19 protein-coding genes are annotated in these 18447 nt (G+C 71.5%); 5 read left to right on the top strand and 14 right to left on the bottom strand.

Annotated features, from left to right (window positions below; genetic code table 11):
* Window positions 1-87: 87 nt before the first annotated feature.
* A complete protein-coding gene (locus F1734_RS15685) occupies window positions 88-750 on the top strand; it encodes a TetR/AcrR family transcriptional regulator C-terminal domain-containing protein (protein WP_203010779.1) in 663 nt (220 codons plus the stop codon).
* Between the two features lie 26 nt (window positions 751-776).
* Here F1734_RS15685 and F1734_RS15690 read toward each other — a convergent pair whose 3' ends face one another.
* The 4 genes from F1734_RS15690 to F1734_RS15705 are packed head-to-tail and all read right to left on the bottom strand — an operon-like array spanning window position 777 to window position 4596.
* Window positions 777-1523 carry a succinate dehydrogenase/fumarate reductase iron-sulfur subunit gene (locus F1734_RS15690; protein ID WP_010595243.1) on the bottom strand — a complete coding sequence of 249 codons (747 nt, stop codon included), beginning with the start codon at window positions 1521-1523 and terminating at the stop codon, window positions 777-779.
* 2 nt (window positions 1524-1525) lie between these two features.
* Window positions 1526-3442, bottom strand: a complete 1917-nt coding sequence (locus F1734_RS15695) for a fumarate reductase/succinate dehydrogenase flavoprotein subunit (RefSeq protein WP_191902787.1) — start codon at window positions 3440-3442, stop codon at window positions 1526-1528.
* 57 nt (window positions 3443-3499) lie between these two features.
* Window positions 3500-4315, bottom strand: coding sequence for a hypothetical protein (locus tag F1734_RS15700; RefSeq protein WP_010595241.1), 816 nt, complete (start codon window positions 4313-4315; stop codon window positions 3500-3502).
* Window positions 4312-4596 carry a hypothetical protein gene (locus F1734_RS15705; protein ID WP_003935832.1) on the bottom strand — a complete coding sequence of 95 codons (285 nt, stop codon included), beginning with the start codon at window positions 4594-4596 and terminating at the stop codon, window positions 4312-4314. Before F1734_RS15705 ends, F1734_RS15700 begins: the two co-directional genes overlap by 4 nt.
* A 269-nt stretch (window positions 4597-4865) precedes the next feature.
* On the opposite strand from F1734_RS15705, the gene F1734_RS15710 reads away from it, so the two are divergent.
* The gene (locus F1734_RS15710) at window positions 4866-5018 is read left to right on the top strand and encodes a hypothetical protein (RefSeq protein WP_017681412.1); all 153 of its coding nucleotides are present in this window, start codon (window positions 4866-4868) and stop codon (window positions 5016-5018) included.
* Window positions 5019-5053: 35 nt separating this feature from the next.
* Window positions 5054-5482 carry a hypothetical protein gene (locus tag F1734_RS15715; protein ID WP_010595239.1) on the top strand — a complete coding sequence of 143 codons (429 nt, stop codon included), beginning with the start codon at window positions 5054-5056 and terminating at the stop codon, window positions 5480-5482.
* A gap of 88 nt (window positions 5483-5570) precedes the next feature.
* Here F1734_RS15715 and F1734_RS15720 read toward each other — a convergent pair whose 3' ends face one another.
* The 6 genes from F1734_RS15720 to F1734_RS15745 form a co-directional block, all read right to left on the bottom strand.
* Complete coding sequence (locus tag F1734_RS15720; RefSeq protein WP_051059605.1) at window positions 5571-6026, bottom strand: ATP-binding protein; 456 nt, start codon at window positions 6024-6026, stop codon at window positions 5571-5573.
* 103 nt (window positions 6027-6129) lie between these two features.
* Window positions 6130-6519 (bottom strand): STAS domain-containing protein, encoded by a 390-nt coding sequence (locus F1734_RS15725; protein ID WP_003935836.1) that lies wholly within the window; start codon window positions 6517-6519, stop codon window positions 6130-6132.
* 62 nt (window positions 6520-6581) lie between these two features.
* The gene (locus F1734_RS15730) at window positions 6582-6908 is read right to left on the bottom strand and encodes a hypothetical protein (protein WP_010595237.1); all 327 of its coding nucleotides are present in this window, start codon (window positions 6906-6908) and stop codon (window positions 6582-6584) included.
* A 247-nt stretch (window positions 6909-7155) separates the two neighbouring features.
* The gene (gene bioD, locus F1734_RS15735; RefSeq protein WP_017681410.1) at window positions 7156-7851 is read right to left on the bottom strand and encodes a dethiobiotin synthase; all 696 of its coding nucleotides are present in this window, start codon (window positions 7849-7851) and stop codon (window positions 7156-7158) included.
* The gene (locus F1734_RS15740; RefSeq protein WP_017681409.1) at window positions 7848-8987 is read right to left on the bottom strand and encodes an 8-amino-7-oxononanoate synthase; all 1140 of its coding nucleotides are present in this window, start codon (window positions 8985-8987) and stop codon (window positions 7848-7850) included. The genes bioD and F1734_RS15740 overlap by 4 nt, the downstream gene beginning before the upstream one ends.
* 79 nt (window positions 8988-9066) lie before the next feature.
* Complete coding sequence (locus F1734_RS15745; protein ID WP_017681408.1) at window positions 9067-10347, bottom strand: adenosylmethionine--8-amino-7-oxononanoate transaminase; 1281 nt, start codon at window positions 10345-10347, stop codon at window positions 9067-9069.
* Window positions 10348-10450: 103 nt separating this feature from the next.
* Here F1734_RS15745 and glgX point away from each other — a divergent pair, with 103 nt between their 5' ends.
* Window positions 10451-12760: a glycogen debranching protein GlgX gene (glgX, locus tag F1734_RS15750; RefSeq protein ID WP_010595232.1), complete on the top strand. Its 2310-nt coding sequence runs from the start codon at window positions 10451-10453 to the stop codon at window positions 12758-12760.
* Window positions 12757-15117, top strand: a complete 2361-nt coding sequence (gene treY, locus F1734_RS15755; protein WP_203010780.1) for a malto-oligosyltrehalose synthase — start codon at window positions 12757-12759, stop codon at window positions 15115-15117. The genes glgX and treY overlap by 4 nt, the downstream gene beginning before the upstream one ends.
* 405 nt (window positions 15118-15522) lie before the next feature.
* Here treY and F1734_RS15760 read toward each other — a convergent pair whose 3' ends face one another.
* The 4 genes from F1734_RS15760 to F1734_RS15775 form a co-directional block, all read right to left on the bottom strand.
* Entirely contained in the window at window positions 15523-15780 is a 258-nt protein-coding gene (locus F1734_RS15760; RefSeq protein WP_010595229.1) for a chorismate mutase, read from the bottom strand.
* 122 nt (window positions 15781-15902) lie between these two features.
* A complete protein-coding gene (locus F1734_RS15765; protein WP_010595228.1) occupies window positions 15903-16694 on the bottom strand; it encodes an ABC transporter permease in 792 nt (263 codons plus the stop codon).
* Window positions 16691-17464 carry an ABC-2 transporter permease gene (locus F1734_RS15770; RefSeq protein ID WP_010595227.1) on the bottom strand — a complete coding sequence of 258 codons (774 nt, stop codon included), beginning with the start codon at window positions 17462-17464 and terminating at the stop codon, window positions 16691-16693. Before F1734_RS15770 ends, F1734_RS15765 begins: the two co-directional genes overlap by 4 nt.
* Window positions 17461-18423, bottom strand: a complete 963-nt coding sequence (locus tag F1734_RS15775; RefSeq protein ID WP_010595226.1) for a daunorubicin resistance protein DrrA family ABC transporter ATP-binding protein — start codon at window positions 18421-18423, stop codon at window positions 17461-17463. The genes F1734_RS15770 and F1734_RS15775 overlap by 4 nt, the downstream gene beginning before the upstream one ends.
* Between the last annotated feature and the right edge of the window lie 24 nt (window positions 18424-18447).

Below are 18447 nucleotides of genomic sequence, written 5' to 3' on the forward strand. Positions count from 1 at the left end.
ACCGTTCACTTGAACGACGTTCAGGCTAGGGTGACGGTGGTCTACTGTCAACGCGACGGATGCTCGGGAACCAGACGGGAGCGAACGGTGCAGTTGCGACGCGGCGACGTCCTCGACGGCGCGATGGCGATCCTCGACGAGTACGGGCTCGGCGACCTGACGATGCGGAAGCTCGCCACCTCGCTCGGCGTCCAGCCCGGGGCCCTGTACTGGCACTTCCCGAACAAGCAGACCCTGCTCGGGGCGATGGCCGACCGCATCCTCGACGGCGTCGCGGCCCCGCCCACGGCGTCCACGTGGGACGGCGCCCTCAGCGAACTCGCGCATCGCTTCCGCGCCGCACTGCTCGCGCACCGAGACGGCGCGGAACTCGTCGCCGCGACCTACGCGTCGCGCCTGACCACTGCGCGGGTGCGCGAGGCATTCGTCGCGGCGGGGCTCCGGGCCCGGTTGTCCCGGGCGCACGCCGAGCTCGCCGGATACGCGCTGCTGCACTACGTCCTCGGCCACACCGTCGACGAACAGTCCCGCCTGCAACTCGCCGAACTCGGGGCGCTGACCCGCAAGCCCGTCTCCCCCGACGTCGCCACCGAGACCGCGGCCGGTTCGGACGACGACCTGCTCGACGGGGATCCGGCCGTGCGCTTCGATTTCGGCCTGACCCTGTTCGTCGACGGCATCCGCACCCGGGTGCACGCGGGCGGCACCGAGGCGCCCGGACCGAATGTCACACCGGTGCGGTTCAACTGAACGCATGTGACATTCGGCCGGACCGGTCAGCGCCGGAACAGCTTGTTTCCGAGCCAGACGATCGGGTCGTAGCGACGGTCGACGACGCGTTCCTTCATCGGGATCAGCGCGTTGTCCGTGATGTGGATGTTCTCCGGGCACACCTCGGTGCAGCACTTGGTGATGTTGCACAGCCCCAGTCCGTGCTCTTCCTGGGCGGCGGTGCGCCGGTCGGCCACGTCGAGCGGATGCATCTCGAGTTCGGCGATCCGCATCAGGTACCGGGGTCCGGCGAACGCCTCCTTGTTCTCCTCGTGGTCGCGCACCACGTGGCAGACGTTCTGGCACAGGAAGCACTCGATGCACTTGCGGAACTCCTGCGACCGCTGCACGTCGATCTGCCGCATCCGGTACTCCCCCGGCGCCAGGTCGGGTGGGGGCGCGAACGCCGGGATCTCCCGGGCCTTGGCGTAGTTGAAGGACACATCGGTGACCAGGTCCCGGATCACCGGGAAGGTGCGCAGCGGGGTCACGGTGACCACCTCGTCCTCCGCGAAGACCGACATCCGGGTCATACACAGCAGCCGCGGACGGCCGTTGACCTCCGCCGAGCAGGACCCGCACTTGCCCGCCTTGCAGTTCCATCGCACCGCCAGGTCGGGAGCCTGGGTGGCCTGCAGCCGGTGGACGATGTCGAGAACGACCTCCCCCTCGTTCACCTCGACGGTGTAGTCGCGCAGTTCGCCGCCCCCGTCGTCGCCGCGCCAGATCCTGAATGCCGCTCGGTAGCCCATGGCTACGGCCTCCGTCCCGGATGTTCCGCGAGTTCGTCGTCGGTGTAGTACTTGGCGAGTTCCTCGACATCGAACAGCGCCAACAGGTCCGGACGCATGGGCACCTGACGTTCGGGCGCGACGGTGACATCCGGGATCGAGCCGTCGCCGTCGTCCGTGCGACACACCAGCAGCGTCCGGCGCCAGTTCGGATCCATCGACGGGTGGTCGTCGCGGGTATGCCCGCCCCGGCTCTCGGTGCGCAGCAACGCCGCCCGGGCCACGCACTCGCTCACGAGCAGCATGTTGCGCAGATCCAGGGCGAGGTGCCAGCCGGGATTGAACTGCCGGTGCCCCTCCACGGCGACGTTGCGGATCCGTGCCCGCAACGCAGCGAGATCGTCGAGGGCGCGGGCGATCTCGTCCGCGCGCCGGATGATGCCCACCAGGTCCTGCATGCACTGCTGCAACCCGGTGTGCAGGGTGTACGGGTTCTCCGCCGTCGCGGGCTCGGCGGGATCGAAGGGCGCCAGCGCCGTACGCGCCGCCGCGACGAGGTCCGCGTCCGCGAGGCGTGGACGGTGCCCGAGGCCCTGCACGTAGTCGGCGGCGCCGAGACCGGCGCGCCGGCCGAACACCAGCAGGTCCGACAGGGAGTTGCCGCCGAGCCGGTTCGACCCGTGCATCCCGCCCGAGCACTCGCCGGCGGCGAACAGGCCGGGCACGGACGCGGCCCCGGTCTCGGGATCGACCTCGATCCCGCCCATCACGTAGTGGCAGGTGGGGCCGACCTCCATCGCCTCGGCGGTGATATCGACGTCGGCGAGTTCCTTGAACTGGTGGTGCATCGACGGCAGCCGCCGGACGATCTCCTCGGCGGGCATGCGTGAGGCGATGTCGAGGAACACCCCGCCGTGCGGGGTGCCACGACCGGCCTTGACCTCGGAATTGATGGCGCGGGCCACCTCGTCGCGCGGCAGCAGGTCCGGGGTGCGGCGATTGTTCTCCTGGTCGGTGTACCAGCGGTCGGCCTCCTCCTCCGTCTCGGCGTACTGACCTTTGAACACCGGCGGAATGTAGGAGAACATGAACCGTTCGTTCTCGGAGTTCTTCAGCACCCCACCGTCACCGCGTACCCCCTCGGTGACGAGGATGCCCTTGACGCTGGGCGGCCACACCATCCCGGTGGGGTGGAACTGGACGAACTCCATGTTGATCAGGGCGGCCCCGGCCCGCAGCGCGAGCGCATGACCGTCGCCGGTGTACTCCCACGAATTCGACGTGACCTTCCAGGACTTGCCGATCCCGCCGGTGGCGAGGACGACGGCGGGGGCCTCGAACAGCACGAACCGGCCGGACTCGCGCCAGTACCCGAACGCACCGGCGATGCGGCCCTCGCCGTCCTTCAGCAGTTCGGTGACGGTGCACTCGGCGAACACCCGCACCCGCGCGTCGTAGTCGCCGGTGGCGGCGTAGTCCTCCTGCTGGAGCGACACGATCTTCTGCTGCATCGTGCGGATCAGCTCGAGCCCGGTACGGTCGCCGACGTGCGCGAGCCGGGGGTAGGTGTGACCGCCGAAGTTGCGCTGGCTGATCCGGCCGTCGGGGGTGCGGTCGAACAACGCACCGTAGGTCTCGAGTTCCCACACCCGGTCGGGGGCCTCGCGCGCATGCAACTCGGCCATGCGCCAGTTGTTGAGGAACTTCCCTCCGCGCATGGTGTCCTGGAAGTGCACCTGCCACGAGTCGTGCGGGTTGGCGTTGCCCATCGCGGCGGCGCACCCGCCTTCCGCCATGACGGTGTGTGCCTTGCCGAACAGCGACTTGCACACGACTGCGACCCGCAGTCCGCGCTGACGCGCCTCGATGACGGCACGCAGCCCCGCCCCGCCCGCGCCGATGACCACCACGTCGTAGCTGTGCCGTTCGACGTCCGCCATCCAGTCCTCCTCTGCTGCCGAACCGCCCGCGGCAGGCGCCCGGGCCGGCGTCGTGGCTCAGCCGACGAACCGCAGGTCCGAAACCGTGCCGCTCGCCACGAGCATGATGTAGAAATCCGTGATCATCAGGGTGCCCAGCGTGGTCCACGCCAGCTGCATGTGCCGGGTGTTGAGCCTGGAAACGAACGTCCAGACCCGGTAGCGCAGCGGGTGTTTCGAGAAGTGTTTGAGCCGGCCGCCGGTGACGTGCCGGCACGAGTGGCACGAGACGGTGTATGCCCACAGCAGCACGACGTTCACCACCAGGACGATGTTGCCGAGCCCGAACCCGAACCCGCCCCCGGCACCGTGGAACGCGAGGATCGCGTCGTAGGTGTTGATCGCCGAGATGACGAGCGCGACGTAGAAGAAGTAGCGGTGCGAGTTCTGGATCAGCAGCGGCAACCGCGTCTCCCCCGTGTACCGGGCGTGCGGCTCGGCGACGGCGCAGGCCGGCGGCGCCAGCCAGATCGAGCGGTAGTAGGCCTTGCGGTAGTAGTAGCACGTCAGCCGGAACCCGAGCAGGAACGGCAGCGACAGGAACGCCAGGGGGATCCACATGGGCAGTTCACCCACCCACGTGCCGAAGTGCCGGGCACCGGGCACGCACGACGCGCTGACGCACGGGGAGTAGAACGGCGTGAGGTAGTGGTACTCCTCCACCCAGTACGCGGTGCGCACGAACGACCGGATCGTCGCGTAGACGACGAAGACGGCCAGTCCGAGTGTGGTGAGCAGGGGCGGCTGCCACCACCGGTCGGTGCGTAGCGTGCGCGCCGCGATCCGGGCCCGCGTCGCGGAGCGCACGCCGGTGCCTGCCGCGGGCGCGCTCACCGCGAGCCGTGCAGGCCGCCGAGCCCCTCGTCGTCGCAGTCGACGCCGCGGAAGATCTCGTCGTACGGGGTGTCGGGGATCGGGATCCGCTCGCCGACCGGCCGGGACGCCTCCCGCGGCGGGGAGGCCGCCAGGTCCTGCGCGTCGATGTCGAGCCGGTCCACGTCGTTGACCAGACGACGTACGGCGGCGGCGTCGCCGTACCGCGACCGGAGCGAGGTCAGGCAGTGCCGCAGGTGACCGATGGTGCGGTGCAGTTCCTGCATTTCGGTGGTGGACATTCGTACCTCCGAGAGGTCGGTCGGCACGTCGACACCTGCCGACTCTGTGTGACAGCTATCACAGTACGACATTCGCGCGGCCTCGCAGGCGAATCCGGGTATCGACGCGCACGGGCCGTGACCGAACGGGATGCCGAGCCGGATCCGGACAGAACGGACCAGGAAATGTGAAATCTCTGCTACAGGTTTCGAAAACCTGTGCTCCGGGAAGACTTGGATGCCACTGTGAAAGCAGCACGCGCTGAAGAGAGTTAGGACAGAGAAACGTCATGCAGACCACCTTGTTCGCCTCCGCCGCCTCCCGCCGCGCCTCGGCCACTGCCGGCTCGGCCATGAGCACCGAGGAGATCAAGCGCCGTATCGAGGCGATGTTCGCCGAACCACGCACCGACGAGCAGTCGGCGGGCACCGGGCGCGCATGAGGTCGAGGACGTCGATGCGGAAAGCAGGGGATCAGATGACTTCAGGATCGATCGAGGGGGGATCGGCCGGCGAACTGCTGATCGTCGGCGACTGCTCCCGGGTGCTCGACGGCGCCCGTGGGGCCGAGTTGCGGACGTGGGCACGTGAGCACGGATTCGGACTCACCGATACCTTCGCCGGAGGCCGGGTGGTGTGCGCGATCGTCGCCGAGGAGGTGCTCGACGGCGCGTGCTCCGCGGCCGAGGCGATGACGATGCAGTCCGTGCGCGCCGCAGGCGTTCCGTGCGTCTGCGTGCACGACGCCCCCGCACGGATCCTCGAGGCACTCGCCGAGCACGACCTGCCGGTCGGTGCGGGGACCTCGCCGGCCCGGGACGTCCCGGTCCCCCTCGGGACCGTATGCACCTCGGTGTTCGCCTCGGGCGGCGACGCCGCCCTTCGCCGACACCCGCAGCCTGCCTGACTTCTCCCGGAGTGCATTCCGGCCCCGGCGCGCGAAGCGCCGGGGCCGGAATCCGTTCGTGGGCAGCGTGCCGCCCGGGCGACTCGCGTCAGCCGGTGGCCGCCGAGGTCTCCCCCGGCAACTGCCAGCGCATCGCCACCTGTGTGCCGTCGGGGTTGACGGCCAGGTCGGTATCCGAGGCCAGATTCCGGATCAGCGCCAGGCCGTGCCCCCGGGAGCTATCGGCCGCCGGCGTGGCCGAACCCCGCCAGTGCCCGTGGTCGGTGACGACGACCTCCACACACCGGTCCTGCGGCGAGTACTTCGCTTCGAGGTCGACCGTGCCGTCACCGTCATCCGCGGTGTACGCGTGCTCGACGGCGTTCGCGAGCGCCTCGTAGCTGGCCAGCAGCACGTCCTGGCCGCCGACCTCGGCGAGCCGCAAGCCGCTGAGCCAGCGGTCGAGCGCCTGCCGCAGCATCGTCACCTGCGAGGCCTCGGCCCGTACGCCGCGGAAGTACAGTCCCGTCGTCAGAAAGGCCGGTGCTACGCCTCGCGCCTGCATCCTCGTTCCCTCGTCGTCGACGGGTCCCCGCCGGATTTCCACCCCGGACACACCGGTCCGGTCGAGCCGGCGCGACCCGACCGACTCGTGCCTCCGCGGCGGTTCATGCCTCCGTGCCGGCCTTGTCGGCCTGCAGAGCGGCCAGCGCCTCGTCCAGGCGGCTGTGGATCGGGAACACCTCGTCCAGGCCGAGCAGCGACAGCGGCCGGGCGGTGGCCGAACCCTGCGCGACGACGGCGTAGGGGGTCGTGCCGGCGGTCTTCTTCGACAGGTCGACCAGCACGGCGATGCCGACCGACGCGAGGAAGTTGACTGCACCGAGGTCCACGATCAGGCCCCGGCACTTGTCGTTGCCGAGGGTGGCGACAGCTTCCTCCTCGAGCTGCGGGGCGCTGACCAGATCCACGTCACCGGCCACCGACAGCACCGCGATGTCGCCGCTCCACGCCTGGGAAACGGCCATGATCGGCTGTTCGGAAGTCGCTTCGTTCATCTGTCCATCATGCAAGACACTGTCCTCCTGTGCGATAGCGGGTCCGATCCCGGGGGTCGGAGTCAACGGGGTATACCTGCGGTGAGCAGGGCGATGTCGTCCTGCGCCCGTGCAAGAATCGATTCCGAAAGTTCGGCGACGAGGCGGGCGTCGGCCACCGGGCGGTCGGAGAGGATCGGTGCGGCGCACGAGCCGGGAGCGCGGCGGATCTGCCGCGCCCCGCCCAGCCCGTGGGCGGCCTCGAGCCGGATGCGGTCGGCGTCGACGATCGGCACCGGCGCCCCGAACCAGGACGCGGCGATCCGGCCGAACGGGCCGTCGAGAATGTGGGAGTGCGAGACCGCCCGCCTGCGGGCCGTCTCGCACTGCTGGTGATCGAGCACCCTCATCGCTTGCGCTGTCTCCTACACCGACTTCCGGTCTGCCTCGGTCGGGGATACGCAGCGGTCGACGCCGGACGCGGCGAACACTGCGTAGCACTGACGTAGGGACGCGTCGTCGGGACGCGTCCTCACTGGCACTACGGCTGGTGTCTCAACCGCACCGGATACCCTACCCGAACTCGTCGTCCTCGCACATTCGTTCACCTGCGGGAAGCGTGGCGGTGCGCCCGGCCGGGCGCCGCGGGGACAGGTGTCAGGGCCGAACCGGCAGGCCGAGCCGGTCGGCAGGCAGCCAGCGGGCGGCCTGGTCGGCGAAGGACACCGCGTCGAGGGCGCCGCTGCCCGCCGGGAGGCGCCCGAGGAGGGGCACACCGGTGACCCCGGGCAGATCCTGCAGATTGCACCGCTCGGCCAGACCCGGGTGCTCCGGCCACGCACCGATCACCACGCCCGCGCACTCGACCCCGCCGGCCCGCAACGCGGCGACGGTCAGTGCGCTGTGGTTCAGGGTCCCCAGGGCGGGGGCTGCCACCACCACGGCCGGGGCGCTCACCGCGGCGGCGACGTCGACGAGGGTGAATCCGTCCTCGCCCAGCCGGACGAGCAGCCCACCGGCGCCCTCGACGAGCACCAGGTCGTGCGCGCCGGCGAGCTCGCGTACGGCGGCGACGACGACGGGCAGGTGCAGCAGGGGCCGGCCGCTGCGGCGCGCCGCGGTGTCCGGCGCCAGGGGCTCCGGGTAGCGGGCCAGTTCCACGGTGTGCACGCGTCCCCCGGTGAGCCGGGCGATCTCGGCGAGGTCGCCGGGAGCCTCGTCGGCCACCCCGGTCTGTGCCGGTTTGCATACGGCGACCCGCAGCCCCGCCGCCACCGCCACGGCGGCGTAGGCCGCCGTGACGACGGTCTTGCCCACGTCGGTGGACGTGCCGGTCACACACAGGACCGTCATGACCGTGCCCCGGACAGCACATCGGTGAGGACGTCGTCGATGTGGGCGAGTTCGTCGGCGTCCAGGTTCGCGCGGGCCGTCAGCCGCAGCCGGGACGTGCCCTCGGGAACGGACGGCGGCCGGAAGCATCCGACGTGGACCCCCCGGCTGCGGCACGCCTGCGCGGCGTCGAACGCGACCTGCGGGTCCCCGAGCACCACCGACACCACCGCCGACGTGGGGGCGGCGACCCCGGCGATCCGGGCCAGGTCGGCGGCCCGCTCGAGCACGGCTCGGGCCCGGTGCGGCTCGTCACGCAACACGCGCAGCGCACCACGGGCGGCGCCGACGGCGGCGGGCGCGAGACCGGTGTCGAAGATGAAGGTGCGGGCGGCATCGATCAGGTGGGCCCGGACGCGGGCGTCGGCGAGCACCACGCCGCCCTGCGACGCGAGGGACTTCGAGAGCGTGGCAGTGACCACGACGTCCGGCTCACCGGCGAGACCCGCCTCGTGGACGAGTCCGCGACCGCCCCCGCCCCGGACCCCCACCCCGTGGGCCTCGTCGACGAGCAGCAGCGCGTCGTGTGCCCGGCACGCCGCATGCAGTTGCTGCAGCGGCGCGAGGTCCCCGTCGGCGCTGAAGACGGAGTCGGTGAGCACGAGGGCACGCCGCTCGGTGCGGGTCGCGAGCGCCGTCCGCACGAAGTCGACGTCGGCGTGCGGGGCGATCTGCACCCGTGCGCGGGAGAGCCGGCACGCGTCGACCAGGGACGCGTGGCAGCCCGCGTCGGAGACGATCAGGGTGTCGCGGTCGGCGAGGGCGGTGACGGCGCCGAGGTTGGCGGCGTACCCGCTGGCGAACACGAGACCGGACTCGGCGCCGGTGAACTCCGCGAGTTCACGCTCGAGCAGTTCGTGCTCGCTCGTGGTGCCGGTGACGAGGCGGGACCCGGTGGCGCCACCGCCCCAGCGGCGCAGCGCGGCGGTCGCGGCGGCGAGGACCTCGGGGTGCCGGACGAGACCGAGGTAGTCGTTGGAGGCGAGGTCGACGATGCCCGGCGCCGGGGTGCGCGGATGCAGGGTGCGGCGCAGGCCCGCCGCGCGCCGGGCGTCGGCGACGTCGTCGAGCCAATCCAGGCTGGCGAAGGCGGTCATGCCCGCAGACCATACCTGAACACCGTTCAAGTCGGAATGCGGGCGGCGTGCCCGGCTCGTCCGGCACCCCACGGCGGGGTCAGGTCCGGGCGGCGGCGCACATCCCCGCGGCGATCATCCGCACGTCGTCGGCCGTGCAGATGTACGGCGGCATCGCGTAGATCAGGTTGCGGAACGGACGCAGCCACACGCCGGACGCAACGGCGGCCGCCGTCGCGGCGCGCATGTCCACGGGCCGGTCCAGTTCGAGCACGCCGATGCCGCCGAGCACCCGCGCGTCCACCACGCCCGGCAGCTCCCGCGCCGGCGCCAGACCCGCTTCGAGGCCGGCGCCGAGCGCGGCGACCTCGCCGCGCCAGTCGCGCGAGAGCAGCAGCTCCACGGCAGCGACGGCCACCGCGCACGCGAGCGGATTGCCCATGAACGTCGGGCCGTGCATGATGCCGCCGCCCTCGCCCGCGCTGACCGCCTCGGCGACGGCCGACGTGCACAGCACCGCCGCCAGCGTCAGATATCCGCCGGTCAGCGCCTTGCCCACGCACATGACGTCCGGCGCGACGGCCGCGTGATCGGCGGCGAACAGCTCCCCGGTGCGACCGAACCCGGTGGCGATCTCGTCGAAGATCAACAGCAGGCCATGGGTGTCGCACATCCGGCGCAGCTCGGTCAGGTAGCGGGGGTCGTGGAAGCGCATGCCACCCGCGCCCTGGACCACCGGCTCGACGATCACGGCGGCCAGCTCGTCCGTGTGGGCCTCGAGCGTGGCCTCGAACTCGGCGACGTACGCCGGGTCGAACTCGCGCGGCGGCGCCGGCGCGAACACCTGCCGCTGCAGTACGCCGGTCCACATCGAGTGCATGCCGCCGTCGGGGTCGCACACGCTCATCGGCGCGAACGTGTCACCGTGGTAGCCGCCCCGCCAGGTCATGAGCCGGTGCCGTCCCGGCCGGCCCACCGCGCGCTGGTACTGCAGGGCGAGCTTGACCGCGACCTCCACCGACACCGACCCGGAATCGGCGAGGAAGACCTTGTCCAGGCCGTCGGGGGTGATCCGCACGAGCAGCTCCGCGAGCCGCGCGGCCGGCTCGTGGGTGAGCCCGCCGAACATCACGTGGCTCATCCGCCCCAGTTGGCGCGTGACCGCCGCGTCGAGGGCGGGGTGGCGGTATCCGTGCACGGCGGCCCACCACGAGCTCATGCCGTCGACGAGTTCCCGGCCGTCGGCCAGCCGCAGCCGGGTGCCGTGGGCCTCGTCGACCACGAGCGGCACGGTCGATGCGGGAACGGCCCCGTAGGGATGCCACAGGTGCGCCGCGTCGAGCGTGGCGACCTCGTCGGGATTCAGGCGGCGAACGGTCACGGGGTCCGACTGTAGGCGTCCGCGCCGCGCGGCCGGTCGGCACCTGCGCCGGACCGGCTCACTCGGTCCGTACACGACCGAGGATCCCGCTAGGGTTGCCGTCATGGAACCCACCGAGCCGAGCACGTCCACCGAGGCCCTCCCGGCCGAGATCCCGGTGTGGCCGGGGAACGCCTATCCGCTCGGCGCGACCTACGACGGGGCGGGGACGAACTTCGCCCTCTTCTCCGAGGTCGCCGAGAAGGTCGAACTGTGCCTGATCGCCAAGGACGGCACCGAGACCCGCGTGCCGATCGAGGAGGTCGACGGCAACGTCTGGCACGTCTACCTCCCCACGGTGACCCCCGGCCAACGCTACGGCTACCGCGTCCACGGCCCCTACGATCCGGGGCAGGGTCTGCGCTGCGATCCGAGCAAGTTGCTGCTCGACCCGTACGGCAAGGCCTTCGACGGCGCGTTCGACGGCGATGCGTCGCTGTTCTCGTACGCCATGACGGGGTCCGAGGCCGAGGAGGCCCCGTCGGAACCGGAGCAGTCGGACGCGGCCGCGGAGGACGCCTCCGGTGCGGACGCTCCAGGTGCGGCCACCGCGGAGTCGGGCGACGAGAACGACACGCCGGCCGAGTCCGCCACCGAGCCCAAAGAACCGTCGAATCCCGATTTCCCCCAATTGGATTCGCTCGGACACACGATGACGACCGTGGTGATCAACCCGTTCTTCGACTGGGTCTCCGATCGGCATCCGCGCCGGCCCTACTACGAGACCGTCATCTACGAGGCCCACGTGAAGGGCATGACCGCGACCCATCCGGGCGTGCCGGAGCAGTTGCGCGGCACCTACGCGGGGCTGGCCCACCCGGTGATCATCGAGCACCTGCAGAGTCTCGGGGTCACCGCGATCGAACTGATGCCCGTGCACCAGTTCATGCAGGATCAGGTGCTGCTGGACCGGGGCCTGCGGAACTACTGGGGCTACAACACCTTCGGCTTCCTGGCTCCGCACCTGGACTACTCGTCGGCCAGCAACCCGAGCGGCGTCGTCGCCGAGTTCAAGGCGATGGTGCGCGCCTACCACGAGGCGGGCATCGAGGTGATCCTCGACGTGGTGTACAACCACACCGCGGAGGGCAACCACATGGGGCCGACGATCTGTTTCCGCGGCATCGACAACGCCGCCTACTACCGGCTGGTCGACGACGACAAGTCCTACTACATGGACTACACCGGCACCGGCAACAGCCTCAACGCCCGCCATCCGCACACCCTGCAGCTGATCATGGATTCGCTGCGCTACTGGGTGACCGAGATGCACGTCGACGGATTCCGCTTCGACCTGGCCTCCACCCTGGCCCGCGAGCTGCACGACGTGGACCGGCTGTCCGCGTTCTTCGACCTCGTGCAGCAGGATCCGATCGTCTCGCAGGTCAAGCTGATCGCCGAGCCGTGGGACGTCGGTGAGGGCGGCTACCAGGTGGGCAACTTCCCCGGCCTGTGGACCGAGTGGAACGGCAAGTACCGCGACACGGTCCGGGACTACTGGCGCGGGGAACCGGCCACGCTCGGCGAGTTCGCCTCCCGGCTCACCGGCTCGTCGGACCTGTACGAGGCCACCGGCCGCCGGCCGAGCGCGTCGATCAACTTCGTCACCGCCCACGACGGCTTCACCCTCGCCGACCTGGTCTCCTACAACGAGAAGCACAACGACGCCAACGGCGAGAACAACATGGACGGCGAGTCACACAACCGCTCGTGGAACTGCGGCGTGGAGGGCCCGACCGACGACGCGGACGTGCTCGCGCTGCGGCAGCGGCAGAGCCGCAACATCCTGGCCACGCTGATGCTGTCCCAGGGCACCCCCATGCTCGCGCACGGCGACGAGTTCGGGCGCACGCAGCAGGGCAACAACAACGTCTACTGCCAGGACAACGAGTTGTCCTGGATGGACTGGTCGCTGGCGGAGACGAACGCGGACCTGCTCGAGTTCACCCGCAACGTGATCGCGCTGCGCCGGTCGCACCCGGTGTTCCGGCGACGGCGGTTCTTCGAGGGCCGCCCGATCCGCAGCGGCGAGCAGTCCCGTGACATCGCCTGGCGCACCCCGGCGGGCGAGGAGATGACGCCGGAGGACTGGGACAGCGGGTTCGGCAAGTCGCTGTCGGTGTTCCTCAACGGCGAGGGCATCCACGAGCCGAACCAGCGCGGCGAACGGGTCGTCGACGATTCGTTCCTGCTGTGCTTCAACGCGCACGACGAGCCGATCGATTTCGTCACCCCCGACGGTCCGCACGCCGAGGAATGGTCGGTGGCGCTGGACACGGACGTGCCGGACGGGCTGCGCGAGCAGGTGGTGACCGCCGGGGAGTCGGTGCGGGTGCAGGCCCGTTCGCTGCTGGTGATGCGGAGGACCGCATGAGCCCGCGCCCGGTGTCGTCGACGTATCGGCTGCAGCTCACCGGCGACGGGACGACCTTCGCGGACGCGATCGCGCTCGTGGACTACCTCGACGCGCTCGGCGTCTCCCACGTGTACCTGTCCCCCGTGCTCAGCGCCGCGGCCGGCTCGACCCACGGGTACGACGTGGTGGATCCGACGACGGTGTCGGCGGCGCTCGGCGGCCGCGAGGGTCTCGCGGCCCTGGCCCGCGAGGTCCGCTCCCGCGGGATGGGTCTGCTGATCGACATCGTCCCCAACCACGTCGGCGTCGGCGATCCGCGGGAGAACCCGTGGTGGTGGGACGTGCTGCGGCACGGCCGCACCTCGCCGTACGCGACGTACTTCGACGTCGACTGGGACGCGGACAACGGCTGCGACGGCCGGATCGCCCTGCCCGTACTGGGGTCGGCGACCGACGTCGAGGATCTGACCGTGGACCGTACCGGTGACGAGCCGACGCTGGCCTACTACGAGCGGCGCTTCCCGATCGCCCCGGGCACCGACGCGGGAACCGGAGCGGAGGTGCATGCGCGGCAGGCGTACCGGCTGGTGCCGTGGGACAGCGGCCTGATCGGATACCGCCGGTTCTTCACCGTCGACGATCTCGCCGCGGTGCGGGTGGAGGATCCGGCGGTGTTCGACGCGGTGCACGCCCAGGTGGCGTCGTGGATGGACGACGACCTCACCGACGGCGTCCGCGTGGACCATCCGGACGGACTGGCGGACCCGACCGGCTACCTGCAGCGGTTGCGCGAGCTCGTCGGCCCGGACCGCTGGCTGGTCGTCGAGAAGATCCTCGGCGACGGCGAACCGCTCGACCCGACCCTGCCGGTCGACGGCACCACCGGCTACGACGCGCTCGGCGAGGTCGGTGCGGTGTTCCTCTATCCGCGCGGTGAGAAGGACCTCGACGCGCTCTCGCGTGACCGCACCGGCGCGCCCGGCGACGCGCAGTGGCTGCACGCGCAGGAGAGACAGCTCAAGAGCACGGTGCTGCAGGCGGGTCTGGCACCGGAGGTGCGCCGGCTGGTGCGGGCGGTCCGCCGGGACGCCGCCGATGCGACCTGTCCGGACGAGCACCTGCGCGACGCGGTGATCGCGGTGGTGGCTGAGCTGCCCGTGTACCGGTCCGACTACGCGCCCCTGGCCGGGATGCTGCCCCGCATCCTGGGTGAGTGCGCCCGCGCCGAACCCGCGCTCGAACCCGCGCTCGAGGTGCTGTCGCGGGCCCTGGCCCGGGGCGCAGAGGCGGCGGCCCGGTTCGGGCAGGTGTGCGGCGCCGCGACCGCCAAGGCGGTCGAGGACTGCCTGTTCTACCGCGCGGCGCGGCTGGTCTCCCTCCAGGAGGTCGGCGGCCACCCGGGCCGGTTCGGGCTGCCCGTCGCCGAATTCCACCTCGCCTGGTCGGAACGGGCGCGGTGGTGGCCGCGTGCGATGACGTCGCTGTCCACCCACGACACCAAGCGCGGCGAGGACGTCCGCGCCCGTATCGGGGTGCTCTCGCAGGTGCCGCAACTGTGGGCGGCGTGCCTGTCCGAATGGGAATCCGTCACACCGCCCCCGGACGCCGCCTCGGGACTGTTCTTGTGGCAGAACATCTTCGGGGCCTGGCCGCGTGACGGTCGAGTGACGGAGGAGCTGCGGTCCCGGCTGCACGAGTACGCCCGGAAAGCCCTGCGGGAGAACGGCGTGCGCACCACCTGGACGGAGGTGGACGAGGAGTTCGAGGGCGCGGTGGCGGCCTGGCTCGACGCGGTGTGCGACGGGCCTGTCGGCGCGTCGCTGACCGAGTTCGTCGCGTCGCTGGCCCCGCATTTCTCCGCGGACTCGCTCGGGCAGAAGCTGCTGCAGCTGCTCGGACCCGGCATCCCCGACGTGTACCAGGGCACCGAGTTGTGGGAGGACTCGCTCGTGGACCCGGACAACCGGCGGCCGGTGGACTTCGCCGCGAGGCGCCGGCTGCTCGAGCAGGACCCGCCGCCGGCCGTGGACGGCGCCGGTACCGCGAAGCTCGCGGTCGTGCGGTCGGCGCTGCGGCTGCGCCGCGAACGGCCGGCGAGCTTCGTCGGTGGCGCCTACGTCCCGCTGTCCGCGTCGGGTCCGGCCGCCGCTCACCTCATCGGGTTCGGGCGCGGCCCGGCGGCCGACGACGTCGACGTGGTGGCGCTCGCCTCGCGGCACACGGTCACCCTGGAGGAGACCGGATGGGGCGACACGACGCTCGACCTGCCGCCGGGCCGCTGGGTGGACCGGCTCACCGGGCGGCGGCTGTCGGCAACGGTGTCGCCGGCGGAGGTGTTCGCGGACCTTCCCGTAGCCGTGCTGGCCCGCGACTAGGACTGCGCCCGGGGGTGGACAACCCCCTCCCGGCGACGCCGGGAGGGGGTTGTCCGGATGCTCGATGATGCGGCGAAGGTCCGGTGGTCCGGGTCGTGTGGCGGGAGGGGCCACCCCTCGCTGATGTGGCTCCGGTCCGAGCGGGTGCACCGGCCCCTCGAATCCGGCAAGCGCCGACGCTTCGACGAGCTGGAGATGGCCGCGGTGCGGGACGTGGCCCTTCCGAGCGGCGAAAGACCTCGCGCGCGGCGCGACGGCGGGCGATCTCTCGGACGGCGAGCGTGCGGCCCCGCGGACAGTGGGTGTGGACCCGGGACCGCCCCGCCGACGACCGACCGGATGAGGTCCGTGTCGACACCCGGAACGAGGGGTGTCGCCCGGCACCGTCGGGCGCGCTCCGCACCGCTAACGCAGGCGCAGCAGGACCAGGGCCAGGGCCGTGCCGTCCTCCCCGAGCTCGGCGGCGTAGCGACGGATCATGCTCATGTCGTGGGCGTGGGTGACGCGGGGCGCCCCCGTCCCGACCCGGAGCTGCCCGATCCGTCGCTCGAGCGCGACACGGCGCCGCACCACGGCGAGGATCTCGGTGTCGAGACTGTCGATGTCGGCGCGCAGACGGGGCAGTTCGGAGTCGGTGGTGCCTGGTTCGGCAACGGCGGTCATTTTGCCTCCCTTCGGGATTCGGCGTGTTCACTGGATCGATCCTCCCGTACCCGGGGGCCGCGAACCAGCCACCCCGGGTGGCGGATTCGCCACCCTGCCGGGATCACCGGCGGCGGATCCGGTCACAGGGCCCGACGGTATCCGCGGATCACCGGCACGGCACACACCGCGACCAGGGCCACCGACCAGGCCACGGTGCGCACCAGCGGGCCCTGGACGGCGCCGCCCAGGGCCAGCGCCTGCATCGTCTCGACGGCACTGGTCATGGGCTGGTTGCGGATCACCGGCGCGAGCACGTCCGGGTACGCACCGATCGGCACGAACCCCGGATTGAAGAACAGCATCAGCGTGCACAGCAACGAGATCGCTTCGATGACCACCGTTTTCGCGGCCATGAATGCGGCCGCGGTGACCAGCGCGGCAAACGCCAGCCCGAACAGCACCGGTACGGCCAGGAAACCGATCGCGGCGAGCGGGCCGCGGTGGAAGCGGAAACCGAGCACGACCCCGGCGGCGACGACGACGACGGTGGTCACGGTGATGCGCACCGCCTCGGCGACGAATCTCGACGCCAGCGCCGAAGCCCGGTGGACGGGCAGCACCCACAGCCGCGCGGGCAGCCCGGCCTCGCACTCGCGGCCGAGTGTGACGGCGCCGGCCAGCGAGCCGAGCAGCGCGCTCATCACGACGACCATCGGCACCGTCCCGTACAGCGCGTCCTGCCCGGCGAACGCCGAGACCTGCCGGCCGAGCACCGCCTCGAGCATGAGCAACAGCAGCACCGGGTAGGCGAGGCTCTGCAGCACCGTCATCGGATCCCGGCGCCAGCGGGTCAGCAGGCGCCCGGCCTGCAGGCCGGTGTGCCGCACGAGAGCGGGGACCGAATTCTCGGGTGTGGTCACGGTGGTGCTCATCGCTGCCTCCGGTTCGTGCGGGTGGCCAGGGGGACGACGACCAGGAGGATCCCGCCGAGCCACAGCAGCGTCGGCGTCAGGGCGGCGCCGGTGCCGTCGGCGAGCCCGCGCAGGCTCGACGCGAACTGGGAGACGGGCTGGTTGCGGACGAACGGCTGGATCCAGGCCGGGAACTGGTCGATCGGAACGAAGCCGCAGGAGAGCATTCCGAGCACGAGCTGCGGCAGCATCAGTGCCTGCGTGGTGGCCTCCGGGCTCCGGAACACGGTGCCGAGCACATCGGCCCCCAGCGTGAGGACCGTGCCGATGGTGAGCGCGAGTACGCAGAACCCGACGGCCGCGGTGGCTCCGGCGAATCGGAATCCGATCACGTACCCGCAACCGATCGCCGCCGCCAGCGACAGCGCGCACTTGACGGTGCTCGCGGACAGGCGTGCGGCGAGCGGCACGGCCGCCGCGATCGGCATCGTCGCGAACCGGCGGTCGATGCCGTGCACCGCGTCGGTCGCGGCCAGGAACGCGGCGGAGATCGCGGTGAAGGCCACGGCCTGCAGCGCGATCAGCGGCATCAGGAACTGCCCGTAGTCGACGGCCCCGCCGGTGAACAGGGCGATCACCCGTTGCAGCGGCACGTAGAACCCGACGGTGAACACGAGCGGCGCGACGAGCGCGGTGACGAGTTCGCCGCCGCGGACGGCGGGGATCAGGGTGCGCGCGGACAGCACCCACCACTGGTAGAGGGGCGACGGTGCGGCGGTCGTCGTGGTCATGCCACCACCTCGAAACGCGGCCGGGCGGCGGTGAGGGCGAGGAAGACCTCGTCCAGCGACGGCCGCCGCAGCGCGATGTCGGAGACGGCGACGCCGTGGGCGGCGACGGCCGTCGCGACCTGCGCCAGGGTGCCCGCCCCGTGCGGGGCCGGGATCGTGACGCGGTCGGCGGCGACCTCGACCACCGCCGCCGGGGCGAACCGGCGGAGCACGTGCGCCACGGCGGGCACGTCGGCCGCCCGCACCGGGACGACTTCGCAGAAGGTGGCGCCGACGCGCTGCTTCAGCTGGGCGGGGGTGCCCTCGGCGACGACCGTGCCCCGGTCGATGACGACGATCCGGTCGGCGAGCAGGTCGGCCTCCTCGAGGTACTGCGTGGTGAGCAGCGTGGTGACGCCCTGCGCCTTGAAGCCGGCGATCAGATCCCAGACCCGTTGGCGGCTGCGCGGATCGAGGCCGGTGGTCGGCTCGTCGAGGAACACCACCCGGGGCGGGACGACGAGCCCGCACGCGATGTCGATGCGGCGGCGCATGCCGCCGGAGTACTTGCCGACCCGCCGGTCGGCGGCATCCTCGAGGTCGAACTCGGCGAGCAGTTCCCGCGCGCGGGCTCGGGCCGCGCGGCGCCGCAACCCGAGCAGACGGGCGAACAGGACGAGGTTCTCGAAGCCGGTGAGCATGTCGTCGAGGGCGGCGTACTGACCGGTGAGCATCACCGCCCGGCGCACCCCGGCCGGGTCGGTGACGACGTCGTGCCCGGCCACGACGGCACGGCCGGAATCCGGCCGCAGCAGGGTGGACAGGATGTTCACGGTGGTGGTCTTGCCGGCGCCGTTGGGGCCGAGGACGCCGAGGACCTCACCGGGCTCGGCGGCGAAGCTCACACCGCACAGGGCCGGGACCGGCCCGAAGCTCTTGGTGACGGCTTCGACGAGGACGGCGGGGGTCGAGGGGGACATGGTGCTCCGTTCGGAAGAAAAGGG

Origin of the sequence: Rhodococcus ruber, from assembly GCF_016804345.1 — a bacterium.
Classification (GTDB): Bacteria; Actinomycetota; Actinomycetes; order Mycobacteriales; family Mycobacteriaceae; genus Rhodococcus; species Rhodococcus ruber.